At 42.3% G+C, this 13,522-nt stretch carries 14 protein-coding genes; all 14 read right to left on the bottom strand.

Annotation, left to right across the window (positions count from 1 at the left end; all coding sequences use genetic code 11):
- Position 1: 1 nt before the first annotated feature.
- The 14 genes from G475_RS0114930 to G475_RS0114865 all read right to left on the bottom strand — a co-directional run bounded on the left by G475_RS0114930 (position 2) and on the right by G475_RS0114865 (position 13,499).
- Positions 2-1,888 carry a XylR N-terminal domain-containing protein gene (locus G475_RS0114930; protein ID WP_169728529.1) on the bottom strand — a complete coding sequence of 629 codons (1,887 nt, stop codon included), beginning with the start codon at positions 1,886-1,888 and terminating at the stop codon, positions 2-4.
- Positions 1,889-1,902: 14 nt separating this feature from the next.
- The gene (locus tag G475_RS25280; RefSeq protein ID WP_051302572.1) at positions 1,903-2,223 is read right to left on the bottom strand and encodes a hypothetical protein; all 321 of its coding nucleotides are present in this window, start codon (positions 2,221-2,223) and stop codon (positions 1,903-1,905) included.
- 29 nt (positions 2,224-2,252) lie between these two features.
- On the bottom strand, positions 2,253-3,332 hold the full coding sequence (locus G475_RS0114920; protein WP_026701963.1) for an LLM class flavin-dependent oxidoreductase: 1,080 nt from the start codon (positions 3,330-3,332) through the stop codon (positions 2,253-2,255).
- A gap of 157 nt (positions 3,333-3,489) precedes the next feature.
- On the bottom strand, positions 3,490-4,695 hold the full coding sequence (locus G475_RS0114915) for an acetyl-CoA C-acyltransferase (protein WP_026701962.1): 1,206 nt from the start codon (positions 4,693-4,695) through the stop codon (positions 3,490-3,492).
- Positions 4,692-5,345 (bottom strand): 3-oxoacid CoA-transferase subunit B, encoded by a 654-nt coding sequence (locus G475_RS0114910; RefSeq protein WP_035711358.1) that lies wholly within the window; start codon positions 5,343-5,345, stop codon positions 4,692-4,694. Before G475_RS0114910 ends, G475_RS0114915 begins: the two co-directional genes overlap by 4 nt.
- Positions 5,335-6,030: a CoA transferase subunit A gene (locus G475_RS0114905; protein ID WP_026701960.1), complete on the bottom strand. Its 696-nt coding sequence runs from the start codon at positions 6,028-6,030 to the stop codon at positions 5,335-5,337. Before G475_RS0114905 ends, G475_RS0114910 begins: the two co-directional genes overlap by 11 nt.
- On the bottom strand, positions 6,031-6,870 hold the full coding sequence (locus G475_RS0114900; protein WP_026701959.1) for an alpha/beta hydrolase: 840 nt from the start codon (positions 6,868-6,870) through the stop codon (positions 6,031-6,033).
- Positions 6,871-6,894: 24 nt separating this feature from the next.
- Complete coding sequence (locus G475_RS0114895) at positions 6,895-7,359, bottom strand: DUF3237 family protein (RefSeq protein ID WP_026701958.1); 465 nt, start codon at positions 7,357-7,359, stop codon at positions 6,895-6,897.
- Positions 7,360-7,364: 5 nt separating this feature from the next.
- Entirely contained in the window at positions 7,365-8,489 is a 1,125-nt protein-coding gene (locus G475_RS25275) for a muconate/chloromuconate family cycloisomerase (RefSeq protein ID WP_035711356.1), read from the bottom strand.
- Positions 8,490-8,560: 71 nt separating this feature from the next.
- The gene (locus tag G475_RS0114885) at positions 8,561-9,337 is read right to left on the bottom strand and encodes a dioxygenase family protein (protein WP_035711354.1); all 777 of its coding nucleotides are present in this window, start codon (positions 9,335-9,337) and stop codon (positions 8,561-8,563) included.
- 78 nt (positions 9,338-9,415) lie between these two features.
- The gene (locus tag G475_RS0114880) at positions 9,416-10,417 is read right to left on the bottom strand and encodes an NAD(P)/FAD-dependent oxidoreductase (RefSeq protein WP_026701956.1); all 1,002 of its coding nucleotides are present in this window, start codon (positions 10,415-10,417) and stop codon (positions 9,416-9,418) included.
- Between the two features lie 122 nt (positions 10,418-10,539).
- Positions 10,540-11,586 (bottom strand): TRAP transporter substrate-binding protein DctP, encoded by a 1,047-nt coding sequence (gene dctP, locus G475_RS0114875; RefSeq protein WP_026701955.1) that lies wholly within the window; start codon positions 11,584-11,586, stop codon positions 10,540-10,542.
- A 125-nt stretch (positions 11,587-11,711) separates the two neighbouring features.
- Positions 11,712-13,031: a TRAP transporter large permease gene (locus G475_RS0114870; RefSeq protein ID WP_026701954.1), complete on the bottom strand. Its 1,320-nt coding sequence runs from the start codon at positions 13,029-13,031 to the stop codon at positions 11,712-11,714.
- A gap of 12 nt (positions 13,032-13,043) precedes the next feature.
- The gene (locus G475_RS0114865) at positions 13,044-13,499 is read right to left on the bottom strand and encodes a TRAP transporter small permease (RefSeq protein ID WP_233275790.1); all 456 of its coding nucleotides are present in this window, start codon (positions 13,497-13,499) and stop codon (positions 13,044-13,046) included.
- Between the last annotated feature and the right edge of the window lie 23 nt (positions 13,500-13,522).

The following is a 13,522-nucleotide window of genomic DNA, read 5'->3' as shown; positions in this document are numbered from 1 at the left end:
TTCATAATTTACCGAGCATTAATAGAATCTGCAGTGAGAGCTGAATTTCAAAACGGTCATTGGAGTTGGATAAATCAAGATTAAGAAGTTCTTCAACTTTTTGTACCCGGTATCGCATCCCGCTTATGGAAATCGACATTTCACGGGCGGTTTTATGCAGATTAAATTCATGCTGGGAATAATAAAATAATGTTTTTAACAATTCAGAACTTTTCATCTCATCATAGGACAAAACCGCATGAAGCTTATCTTCTGCAAATTGCTCTAACTCTTCAGGTTCCCTTGCATAGAGAAATAATGATAAATGACCTAATTCATTTGCTAGAATTACTTGAGAAAAAGAAGACTTTTTCTTAGCTAGTTCTGCTGCTTGTTTTGCTTCTTTTGCTCTATTATGAAAATCTGTAAACTTTTTCGTTTCTGTGCTGATTCCGATATATACCTGTGATTCTTTCCCATTGATCTTTTTTAATATTTTTTCTCCAAACATTTTTATTGTAGTATTTCTATTTTCAATAAACTCTTTGGTGATAACAGCTTGAATTTTGTTCCATTTTGTTAAGATCAGCATATTCGGACCATATTCATTCTGGCCTTGATAAAAATTGTTTAATTGATTTCGTATATTCAGGAGCTGTTCATTATCAACAGGCACATCTTCCCGCTCATTTGTATCGTCAATTTCTATGTGAAGAACATAGTGTTCTTTTGTTAGATCATAGCCAAGGTACGAAAATTGATTATAAATCTCCTGCACATTTGTATCTTTGCTGTGCAGCAATTTCTCTAACAGTTCCCCCTTTAGTCGTTGTTCCGTCTCAAGAGCTATTCTTTCATTTTGGATTTGAAGAGATGCCACGGTTGCTGTACGTTTCAGCAAATCTTGATAAAATGAATCGCTTTTTTGATTTAAAGCTATGGTTAAATAACCTTTCGTTTGTTGTCTTACACAGATAGGTGTTGTAACAAGTTTAATGGTATGGTTAGGAATATCCGTTTCTACAATGTCATTGTTAACGGTGGAATTTTCATAACCTGACCAGGTGTTCTGTGCTGTCATAACCTTTTTGATTCCTGGTGTTTTTCTATAGAAAGCAATTTCCTTGAAATGTTTGTCTTCTATAAGAACTTGAGATTGAATGCTTTCCCCTAATATCTCAGCAAAGGCCGGCAGTCCTTTTTCCTCCAGCAAAGCCTGATTCAACTTACTGCTTAGTGAATATCCGATCTCAAGACGTTCTTTTTGTTGTTCCAGCTTTTGATACATCTTATCCAACTCACCTGACATATCATCATCTTCGAAGTAGAACAGCTCCTCTTGAATCTCTTCCCCCCATTCTTCCAAGGTCTTTCCTACATAGCTGCAGTAATCATCGCCTTTGCCTTTACATTTAATTTCTTTGAAAAAAATGCTTTTTCCCATGCAGGCGCTTGTATAACCACTTGCATACCCTACCAGATAATAGCAGACTGCTTCATTGTGTGTGGAGAAATAATGCAGATGCTGTTTCGCTTCATACGAGTCTATCCAGTACCCCGACACGTTGAATTTTCCCTTTTGCATATCAACATCAAAATGTTCCGGATAAGAAAACACTCTTCCTGTTAAATGATGCAGTTTAGAGCCTGCGGTCAACCAATCAATTTCACTTTTCCAGTTAATTTTTTCATTTAACATCCTTGCTTCGTGTTCCCCGCATTTATAACCGTATCTTAGTAAAAACCTCTTTGCACGTTCCACTCCCAGTGCTGTAATTAAATCTTTTCTCAACATCCCCCATGCTTCAGCACTGGTCATAATTAATTCAAGGTCTTTCCAATTTTCACCAGTTCTTTCCGAAACATTAATTAAGTGATTTAAGGTAAAATCGCTGGCTTTAATATTCAAACGGTTCACCCTCATTACTTCTGACTATTATGGTTATGTTGACATTCGTCCACAAAATAACAAAGGCTTCTTTTTACTCCCCCTTTACCAAATGAGACAAATAACTTATTGGAATCAGGGTCACTCCAATTCTGCAGAAACTTTAAATACTGAATAATGGCCGTGCGGCGCTGAATAATATCCTTCAGTCCATGGTCAAAAAACCAATTATCAATGACATTAAATACGCCGCGGTTTATCGTGTAATTTTCGGTGCACCAGTCTACAAATTTTTTATCTGGTAAATGTATAATATCAAACGTAAAACTGCTGATTTCATCTTTTACGTCTATCATAAGTGAGTTCCTCCATACATTTAACCTGCTTATTTTTGTACTGTGATTTTTTTCTGCTGATTCTGAAAAGCAGGCATCACTTGTTGACTGAATAAATCCTGCGTACGTACCGTCTTCCAGTGTTCCATCCCTGCATATGTGCACAATACCGCAATTTCCGACAAGTCAGGGCAGGCTTCAATAAGGTTTGCCACTTTCTCTTTTATTTCGCCCGGCGAACCGACCCATACATATTCGTCTTCCAACAATTTTTTATATGGAATATCCAGAAGAGACTCCAATGCGCCGCTTGCATAAAAACCAAAGTCTTTATTGACGAGCTCTTCTTTTGGAGGCAGGTCTTTCATCGGGGCCACATTGCCCTTCATAAACTGCATAATATAAGGTTCTGCTTCCTCTCTTGCTCTTTCACCGTCATCATCTAAATACATTGCCTGCACGAAAACAATATCAGGCGTATTTCCATGTTTTTCACAGGACTCCCGGTAAATCTCCAACTGCCCCAGTACATGATCGAGCGGAAGCATTGGTGTAATCAAAACGCCCCATCCCTTTTTTCCTGCTAACTCATAATTATGATTGCTTGCGCCTCCCGTAAAAATCCTTGGTTTTTTTGTCGGTCTTGGAACCACGCTTACGTTATCAACAGCATAGTACTTTCCGCTGTAGGAAAACACTTCTTCTTCCATAGCCTTTTCAATAATTTCAAGGGACTCGACAAAACGCCCGCGGGATTCTTCCAGGGGAATTGACGCCTTGGGAAACACCCAAGCATGACCGCGGCCTACAGCAAATTCAAACCTGCCTCCTGTTAAAATGTCTGTAGCAGCAGCCTGACCAGCAAATACCATCGGGTTATGCAAAGGTAAAACATGTGAGCAGGTGCGGAAACGTATATTATCTGTGCGTTGCGCTGCTGCTGCGTAAAGGGCCATTGGATGAGAGGAAATTGAAAATTCCTCAAACCAATGGTGTTCCAATGTATTAAAAGTACTGAAACCGCGTTTATCTGCATTTTCTATCTGCTCCAGGGTTTCTTGATAAATTTGCGAATGATCCTTTCGTCGTTGAGGCGGGTTTTGCATCTCTACATAAATTCCAAAATTCATTTTGTACGCCCTCCTATTTCAAATGTTTAGAATATTTCGTTGTAATTTATATAATAATGAATTTTGGAATTTGTCACAATATACGCATAAGTCTAAAACTTATAAATTTTTAAACCTTTTAATACTAAACTCGTATCCCTTCTGCTGTCACTCCAATTTATTTCTGTTCATTTTCAACGACAACGGAAATTCCCTGGCCTACACCGATACACATAGCAGCCAGTCCCAGGTGTACTCCCTGCTTTTTCATTTCGTGAATTAAACCTGTTAAAATTTTGGCGCCACTAGCTCCCAGAGGATGGCCGTAGGCAATGGCGCCGCCGTTTACATTCACAATATTCTGGTCCAGGCCAAGTGCACGGATACAAGCAATAGACTGAGAGGCAAAGGCTTCATTAAGTTCAACTAGCTCAATATCCTCGGTTTTGAGTCCTAGACGCTGCATCACTTTCCTGGTGGAATAAATAGGAGCAACACCCATTATTGCCGGCTCAACACCTGCTGTCGCAGACGCTTTAAAAGATACGAGTGGTTCCATGCCAAGAGCATCAGCACGCTCCCGACTCATCATCAGCAGAGCTGATGCTCCATCGTTAACACCGGACGCATTCCCGGCCGTAATGGTTCCATCTTGAAAGAGCGGCTTCAGCCTGCTCAGTTTGTCAAGAGTAGTCTTCGGACGCGGATGTTCATCTGTTGTAATGATTGTTTCGTCTCCTTTTTTATCTTTGATAGTAACCGGAATCAATTCATTGTCCAGCCTTCCCGTTTCCATCGCTTGTTTGGCCCGTGTTTGACTTTCCAGGGCAAACGCATCCTGGACCTCCCGCGATACCTCAAATCGTTTGGCAACATTCTCTCCTGTTTCGGGCATTGAATCAGTCCCATACATGGCTTCTAACGCAGGGTTAGGAAAACGCCAGCCGATAGTTGTATCATATAGTTTCATATTTCCCCGTGGGAATTCTTTTTCCGGTTTTTTCATTACATACGGAGCCCGGGTCATACTTTCCGTACCGCCAGCGATAATAATATCTTCTTCCCCCGCCATAATCGTGCGGGCTCCCATGCTTACAGCATCCAGGCTGGATCCACATAACCTGTTGATCGTTGTGCCAGTCACGGCCTGTGGCAGCCCGGCCAAAAGCAGCGACATCCGGGCCACATTCCGATTTTCTTCCCCGGCTCCGTTCGCGTTTCCAAATATCACATCACCGATTTCGTCCGGCGGCAGATTTGGATTCCGCTTCAACAAAGCCTTGATAACAGCAGCACCAAGATCATCCGGACGGACATCTTTGAGGACTCCTTTGTATCTTCCGATCGGCGTGCGGAGTGCGTCCACGACAACTACTTCGTTCATTTCGTACTCCCCTTTTCATACAGCTTGTCACTAACACGATATGAAGCTGTCGTTTTTTCTGCTATTTCTTGAAGAGTGGCATCCCCCAGAAGGTCTGTTAAAACATAACCATCGTGTATCCAACGGAATACCGCAAGATCAGTAATAATGACATCGGCTCTTCGAGTTGATGTAATCGGATAGGTACACTCTTCCACTATCTTTGGCGATCCGTCTTTAGATACATGATTGGTTGTAATCAAAATCTTCTTTGCACCAACGAGCAGATCCATAGCACCTCCGACACCGATGATATCTTTGCCCGGGATTGCCCAATTAGCTACTCGTCCGGCGGCATCAATCTGGAGGGCACCAAGAATCGCGACATCAACATGACCGCCGCGAATCATCGCAAACGAATCAGCACTGTGAAAATACGAGGCTCCGACGGCTTCCCCTACAGGGAGCTTTCCTGCATTAACTAAAAGCGGATCGATATTTTCCTCTTCAACCGATGTCACCCCGAGCAGACCATTCTCTGTATGCAGATAATAGTTGTCTTTATCCAGATAATCTGCCACCATAGTCGGAATACCGATCCCTAAATTAATAATTGAAAAAGGTTCGAGGTCCTGCGCCGCCCGTTGAGCAATCCTTTCTTTACCTGCCACGATCCACCACTCCTTCTTTGGTTAATACATAACGGCTTTTTACCAGCGCATCCACAAACAGATGCGGGGTGGCAATGGCTTCCGGATCAAGCTCCCCTTCATCAACGATTTCATCTACTTCCGCTACCACATACGCCGCAGCTGAAGCCATTATAGGATTAAAATTCCGGGCTGTTTTGTAATAGACAAGATTTCCTTTAGTATCTGCTTTTTCAGCCCGGATTAAAGCGACATCAGCTTTCAACGGTTTCTCCAGCAAATACGTTTCTCCGTCAATATCTCGTGTCTCTTTTCCTTGCGCAAGTTCAGTACCAACTGCCGTTTTAGTATAAAATCCCCCAATACCAGCACCGCCGGCACGAATCGCTTCAGCAAAAGTTCCCTGTGGCAGCAAGTCCAGCTCCAGTTTTCCTTCGTTATACCACTTGGCAACTTCCCGATTGCTAGTGAAGTAAGAACCGACTGCTTTTTTCAGTTTCCCCTGCTGCAGCAAAATACCAAGACCTTTTCCGGTTTCACCAACGTTATTACTGATTATCGTTAAATTGGTGACATCCCAGTGGGTCAGGGCATCGATCATAGTAAGCGGGCTTCCAACGAGACCGAAGCCGCCGACCATGATCGTATCGTCACTTTTGACGTTTGCAACAGCCTGATCAACATCGATATGTTTGGGAATATTCATTCAACGCTCCTCCTTTGCCAGAAAGCTTTCGACAGCCTGCAGTATTTTCGGCTGTTCATTAAAGACAAGTTCATAGTGATTGACGGGGGTGTGAACGGTTTCTATGGATGAAACAGTATCCTGTATCGTTTGATAGGAGCCTTCGTGAAATAACGAAGGATTATTGCCCATTGAACCTTCCGCTATCACAAGCAGGGTACTACACGAGATGAAAGGGGCGGTGCTTTCCGGGTCAAAATCATAAAAACTTTCAAAATCCTGCAGAGTTTTATCATAATTTGATTTATGCTCCCAGACGTCTCCATTATGCTGCACTTCGTAGCGGGCAATCGTTTCCATGTCTTCATTCCAGGTGATATTCAACCCCATGTACAACTGTTTGGTTTTGGCAGCGTAATCATCCTCGGATTCAAACGCGGTCCGCAGGCGTTCCAGGGACGGAAGAATCAAATCGCGCTGGTAATCTTCCATTGTTCCAGCTCCATCCAATAGAATTAATTTTGACACATGCTGCAGCCGACCAGCCGCCAGAGCACAGACATATCCTCCCATGGAATACCCCATTAATATAGACCGCTCAATTTCCATGGTTTCAATTAGATCGATGACGTCATTGGCATGTGTGAATATAGATGTTTCCGGAGGAGCTGCTTCACTCTTCCCCCTTCCACGCATGTCAAGGCTGATCACTCTGTAACGGCCGGAGAGTTTTCGTTGGTAATACTGCATCTGCTTATGATGCCCGGTCAGCCCGTGGACGGCAATAATCGTCCCCTGTTCTCCCGGGGTATCACAGATATGCAGGCTTTTTCCCTTGTTGGTTGTGATTTGTTTTTCCATTGGCGTCTGCTTCCTTTCCATGTCTTAATCCACAGTATAGATCGAGTAGTTGACTTTACCCGGAAGGCGGATCCCCCTGGACACAAACAACCGTCGGTTCAGCCACTCATAAGCGAGGGCAGCTGTTTCAAATACAGGGGCGGTCCGGAAATAGTATTCGGATGGATCCACTGCTTCGTTGTTATCAAGCCGCTGCAGTACGTCTTTCGGTCCAGTCCGGATGCCCCGGTATGTCATCATGATCAAGGCATTATCTTCAGTGTTCAGCAATATTCGTACATCCTGTATAATCGTTCCGTCTTCCCTCACTGTGATCCAGTCATCGCCGCCGGGCACGACATCTGCATTGACGTTCCCGCACATCTTACCACCGGTCACCCGGATGATCCGGCGCTCTCCTATGTGGGTTTGTCCCGGCAGATAGGCACCTTCTACGGTCAATTCCATATCCGCCAGAAACGTCAAGGTAGGGGCAGCTAAATGTTCCATACATGTCACGTCTCCTTTCTTCGATAGGCCGCTGTTTTGGCTTCATTCAGTTTTACGCCCAGCCCCGGCTTATCTGGGACCAGAATGCACCCATCTTTCATGACCAGCGGATCTTCAACCAGATCATCAGCCAGCCAGTCCGGGCCAAATAATTCACTTCCGTAGTCAAGGTTAAGAATCGATCCGTATGCATGAAGAGCGGCAGCGGTTCCGATCGAACTTTCCAGCGACGTGCCGCCGAAACAGGAAATTCCCGCGGCTTCGGCAATACCTGCAATTTTAACAGTGTTTTTCATACCGCCGGATTTGTGAATTTTTAACGAAAAGATGTCCGCCGCATCTGCCTGAACGATTCTCAGTGCGTCATGGAGGGACTGCATGCTTTCATCGGCCATCACCGGCACTCTTTTCATTGCGGTTAATTTCGCCATACCGGCAATATCGGCCGGCGGAAGCGGTTGTTCCAGAAATTCGATGCCTGCTTCAAAAAAAGCATCCATCCAGGTCATAGTCGTCAACCGGTCCCAGGATCCATTGGGATCGATACCCAATGCGGCATGGTTTTTGATCCCTTCAGCGATGTACACGTTACGGCGGGCATCTTCACTCGGACGTTCTTTTCCAGATTTCGTCTTGAAAGCTGTATACCTTCCGGACGATACCAGCTTCACCGCCTCGTCGACATCACCTTCCCTGGTGCCGGAAGCGAGTGCCCAACGTACAGGGATACGCGACTGACACTGTCCGCCCAGCAGTTGATGAACTGGAACATGGTAGGTTTTTCCAAGCGCATCATACAAAGCCATTTCTATTGCAGCCTTGGCGAACGTATTACCCCGGATTCTGCGGTCTACGATCTGCATCAACGCTTCGATCTCTGACGGATCCCCGCCCTGCAGCAAAGGTGTCATGTATGCATCGATCACCAGCTTCATCGTTTCCACGCTTTCTCCGTTCCACCATATGCCCGGTGTCGTCCCCTCTCCAATACCTACGGTGCCATTGGTTAATGTGACTTTTACCAGAACAAAACTCTTTGACGTTACTTTTGTGGTGGAAAACTGATGAGGGCGTTTAATGGGGACGTCGAGCAGTTCTGTTGTTATGTGTTCAATGGTAGGTTTTATCATTATAAAGTTCCTCCTATAGCTGCGTAACATAGAAAAGAGGGGACATTTTTGCCATGTCCCCATTTCCTTTTTTATTCCGGCCGCATTTCAAAGGCCAGCTCCGCTTCTTTGTGACCGCCTTTATCATGCAGGGTTGTAACCAGCTCTTCACGGACGCCTTCAGCTACATCATTTTCGAGCCACGGATCTCCTTCAAAAAAGACCTGTGTAATTAATGTCTCATATCCTTCTGCTTCAAACATTAAATGCAGGTGGGCCGGACGCATCGAATGCTGATCCATATATTCCAGAAATTCACCGGTCGGTCCTTCTGTCGGAATAGAGTACGGAATCGGGGCGATCGTTTTGACTTCAAAATCCCCGTTTTTATCGGTATAGAAATGCCCTCTTAAATTGTACGGCGGTGCATCGGAATCAAACGATGAATATTTTCGGCTATTATCGTTATGCCATAACTCTACCTTTGTGTTGGCCAGCGGCTGCCCCTTCAGGTTCTGGACGCGGCCCGAAAAATAAAGTGTCTCCCCCGGTTCATCCGCCCGCATGGTATTAACAATCGGCTTTCCGGGTGTGTTTTCGAGATACGGTGAACCTTCGATGAAAAACGGTCCCAAGAGCGACGGCTGCGTTCCCGGTTTATCTGTATACATGGCCTGCAGGACATGGGTTTCCAGAAAGACATCCGCATACAACGGAAGTTCCCCGGACCGACCTAGCCGGTCCGCCCAGTTTACAAAATTCGTATATTCCTCGTGATTCAGATTCGCCTCTTTTAAAAACGTTTTCATATGTTTGAGAAATAAACCAAAGACCTCTTCTACCCGTTCATTCTTTTTAGTTTCATTCATCACTAAAATCCTCCTTAATATTTAATAATTTGTAAATCTTTGAAATCATTTAACAAAAAATAATCAAACAAAGAAAGGTCATACTTTGTCGGCCATTATGGTAGTGCTGTGTCCTGGCTGCATTTTTGCCTTTGGATCAATGTTGACTTTTGCATGGCTTACAGCAATAGGAGCTTCACCAAAACCTGTTGCAATGAGATTTACTTTGCCTTCATACGTACAAATATCCCCAACAGCATAAATACCTGTTATATTTGTCTCCATATTTGAATTAACTACTATACTATTTTTCTCTATCTCGATCCCCCAATCTTTTATTGGACCAAGAGTTGATACAAATCCATGGTTGACTATGACATCATCAACATCGACAATTTTGCTGCTACTCCCTTTCACTTCATCGAGCACAACCTGTTCAATCTTAGTTTCTCCCCTTAACTCCGAAGGAACGTAAGGAGTCATAACATTGACGGTTGATTCCTTTAAAGAATTAACACTGTGTTCATGGGCCCGGAATTCATCTCTCCTGTGAGCTATTGTTACTTCTTTTGCTATCGGCTCAAGCATTAGAGCCCAATCGACAGCAGAGTCTCCGCCGCCAAACAATTGAACTCTTTTATCCCTGAATTTATTCAAATCATCCACAAAATAATGTAAGTTTTCGTTTTCATATTTTTCTGCAGATTCAAGTTTTAATTTTCTTGGATGAAAAGCACCATTCCCAGCTGTAATTATGATGGTTTTGGATAAGCAAGTACTTTCTTTAGTAACTAGTTTAAACAAACCATCCGGTTGCTTTTCGACCATTTGAACAGACTCATTTAGAGTAATAGACGGTTCAAACTGATTCATTTGTGTTATTAGATTGTCTACTAATTCCTGAGCTTCAATTTTAGGAAATCCTGCAACATCATAAATATATTTTTCCGGATATAGAGCAGATAATTGTCCGCCGAGCTGGGGGAGGCTTTCAATAATATTCACTGACAGTTGACGCATCCCAGCATAAAAGCCTGTAAACAGACCAGCAGGCCCGCCGCCGATAATTGTAATGTCATAAACTTCATGTTGCTGCACGATTCACCATCCTTCCGATCCAGTAAAAGTAAATATACCGATATATTCACTTATACTAATCAAGTTTTTTAACTTACGGCTGCCTGACTAGTATTTAATTGAAAGTATATTGACCATCCAACTTGCTACCCTTCTTCCTTCGTGGCTAACTCTCTGGCCTTTTCAACGAGTTCTGTAGAGGATTCACTTTGAAGGGATTCCCATTCCACATCATAAGCAGTGTTAAGAAATTTTTCTTCCTCTTCTTCAGGGAATTCTATGAACTCTACGTCATTTTCTTTTAATGTTTGTCTTTCTTCTTCAAATTGACTTTCATAATATTCCACCATATCTCGTTCATACTCTGCCGTTGCTTCCATTATTGCTTCCTGATCTTCCGAAGAAATATTGTCCCAACTGTCATTATTCATTAAGATTGTACAATTTTGTGTCCAAAAAGGCTCATCCAGCACGTATTTGGCAGAGTCTGTCCAACCATCTTTCCGCGGCCCTGTTAAACCACCGTAAACAAATCCTTCAACTTGTCCTGTTTGCAGTGCAGTATACACTTCCGATGGGTCGATCATAGAAGAAGAAATACCAAGTTCATCAAAAAATCTCGTATAGTTCGGTGTTGAACGAATCACCCTATTATTGAGGTCATCCACCGTTTCCACCGGTTCATTCAACCACAGTCTCGGTGAACCTGTAAGCCATCTTCCAATATATTTAACTCCTATTTCATTGTGTTGTTCGTCCATAAAGTCATAAAATCCACTGTTTCTTTCTTCCCAAGGTTTCAACTGTGAAAGAGGTAAGGCCCGAGAAATTGGTAAATCAGATTGATACTGCCCGATATAAGTGAAGTTAATATCGATAACATTAGAATTCATTGATTCAAATTGTTCTTCAATGGGGATAACATCAGCACCACCGCGCCAATTAATTTCCACACGGCCTTCTGTTGCGTTCTCCACACTGTTAATCCAATCTTCAATTGTTGCCGTCAAAGGGTCACCTTTTCCAAGAAAACTTACAGCATCTAATGTGACAATTTCATCGTCCGTATTACTGGATTCATCTTCTGACGCATTGGATTCAGTTGTTTCTTGATCAGTCGAATCACCACATGCTGCTAATAAAGTTATTAATAGAAGTAGTGATAAGAAGTTAAATCTGTGTATTAATTTCATTTTAATCCCCCTCATGTTGATTCAAAAAAAGTATCGCTTCTTTCTTAATCACTCCCGGTTATTTCAAGATATATTGTTACAATTTTTTAATATTTCACCTCCTTCAAAATATAAAGGAAAATATTTTAATTTTGTACAAAACTTGGAAGAAGCGTGGTTATCCAAGGGAACATGATCATTAGAACCAGACATATAACATTTAGAATAAGAAAAGGAATAACTGATTTATAGATATCTTTCATGGTAATCGATGTCTCTGACACCACGCCCTTCATAGCAAACAAGTCCATTCCAAATGGAGGGGTGATGGTAGCCATTTGCATATTAAGAAGCATTATGGCCCCAAACCAAATCGGGTGAAAACCTAAACTTTCTGAAATAGGAATAAGTAAGGGGATTGTCATCATCATGATGGATAGCGGTTCTAAAAAACATCCCAACAATAGTAAAATGATTTGAATAAAAATAAGTATTACTATAGGCTGCAATGCAGCATCACTGACAAGTCCAACGAGCGAATCTGTAACTCCGGTAAAACTCAGCAACTGACTGAACGTAGTGGAGCCAACGAGAATCATAAATATCATTGTTGTGGATGTGAAAGTTCCGGTAAGAGATTCCCAGATTTCATTCCAAGTCAAGCCCCCATAAAAATAAGCCAGAACGACCGTACCTAAAGCACCTAAAACAGCTGCTTGAGTCGGTGTTGCGATCCCAAGAACAATAACTCCTAAAAGCAAAAAGATTATCAAACCCAGAGGCAAAATATATTTCAAGGTATCTCGTATTTTTTCGGATAACGAAACTTTTTCCACATCATACGAAGGAGCGCTGTCGGGATAAAGACAACAGAAAATTATAATATAGGTGACAAACAAAACAGCCAGTATTATGCCTGGAATAATAATCGCAAATAAGAACTGGCCAACAGGAATAGAGGCTAAAGATGCAAGCAAAATTCCTAATGCTGTTGGAGGGATCATCGTTGCCAAACCGGCACCGCCCAAAATAGGGCCTAGTGTCATTTTTTTATTGTATCCTCTATTCATCATGTCCGGCACTAATAATTTTCCCAGCAAAACTGTACTCGCAACACTCGACCCGCTTAATATAGAAAACAAAGCACTGTTTCCTACTGCGATTATGCTTAACCTGCCTGGAAGTTTTCCGAACCATTTCCCCAATGCGCTGAATATCTTTTCTCCTAATCCTGTCCTAAACATAATCTCCCCCATCAAAATAAACATGGGAATTGGTAAATAGGAGAAATTGGAAATGGAAGAAGACATGTTGAGTATAAGTTGTTCCAGCCCTGCAGCCCCATTCCACATAAAGAATGCACCTATTGCGTTAACTGTCAGAAACGCAAAAGCAATGGGAAGCCCGAGCATAAACAAAAAGATACTTCCTCCAAAAATTATAATGAGCAGCCCCCACCATTCCATACCATCACCCCCTTACACCTTTGAATTTTTATATTTCTCAATTTTATTGGTAATGTTCCGCAGAAATTGTATAGTAACGAAAACAAAACTAATCGGTATAATGCCTACAATTATAAAACGGGGGAGCTGCAAAACTGCTTCAGTCATTGCACTATTTACTAAAAACTTCCAAGTGACCAGAAATCCAAAAACGGCGATAATTAATGACGTGATAAGACCAATAAAGGAGTTAATTATTTCTACCATGGTCCGCTGTTCAATGTTCAATAAGTTTAATAGGAAATCCAGTTTTATATGCTCTTCCCGCTTTAACACGAAAGCTACTCCCAGAAACGGAATAAATAATAACAAGTACTCTGTAACTTCAAAAACCCAGGAAAATGAATAATTCAAAGTGCTCAAAGCAATGATATCTATTAGTATTAATACTATTATGACTATTAGTAATAATCTGCCAACAGATGCCATAATATCTATCAATAAATCAAAAG

It is taken from the genome of Salibacterium aidingense DSM 18341 (assembly GCF_000429685.1).
Taxonomy (GTDB): Bacteria; Bacillota; Bacilli; order Bacillales; family Marinococcaceae; genus Salibacterium; species Salibacterium aidingense.
This window is presented reverse-complemented; position numbering and strand designations above follow the sequence as displayed.

Excerpts from the sequence above, each read along its gene's own strand:
- G475_RS0114895 (WP_026701958.1), bottom strand. The coding sequence starts at position 7,359 with ATGGAACATTTAGCTGCCCCTACCTTGACGTTTCTGGCGGATATGGAA.
- G475_RS0114885 (WP_035711354.1), bottom strand. The coding sequence starts at position 9,337 with ATGAATGAAACTAAAAAGAATGAACGGGTAGAAGAGGTCTTTGGTTTA.
- G475_RS0114900 (WP_026701959.1), bottom strand. The coding sequence starts at position 6,870 with ATGGAAAAACAAATCACAACCAACAAGGGAAAAAGCCTGCATATCTGT.
- G475_RS0114920 (WP_026701963.1), bottom strand. The coding sequence starts at position 3,332 with ATGAATTTTGGAATTTATGTAGAGATGCAAAACCCGCCTCAACGACGA.
- G475_RS25275 (WP_035711356.1), bottom strand. The coding sequence starts at position 8,489 with ATGATAAAACCTACCATTGAACACATAACAACAGAACTGCTCGACGTC.
- G475_RS0114865 (WP_233275790.1), bottom strand. The coding sequence starts at position 13,499 with ATGGCATCTGTTGGCAGATTATTACTAATAGTCATAATAGTATTAATA.
- dctP (WP_026701955.1), bottom strand. The coding sequence starts at position 11,586 with ATGAAATTAATACACAGATTTAACTTCTTATCACTACTTCTATTAATA.
- G475_RS25280 (WP_051302572.1), bottom strand. The coding sequence starts at position 2,223 with ATGATAGACGTAAAAGATGAAATCAGCAGTTTTACGTTTGATATTATA.
- G475_RS0114870 (WP_026701954.1), bottom strand. The coding sequence starts at position 13,031 with ATGGAATGGTGGGGGCTGCTCATTATAATTTTTGGAGGAAGTATCTTT.
- G475_RS0114915 (WP_026701962.1), bottom strand. The coding sequence starts at position 4,695 with ATGAACGAAGTAGTTGTCGTGGACGCACTCCGCACGCCGATCGGAAGA.
- G475_RS0114905 (WP_026701960.1), bottom strand. The coding sequence starts at position 6,030 with ATGAATATTCCCAAACATATCGATGTTGATCAGGCTGTTGCAAACGTC.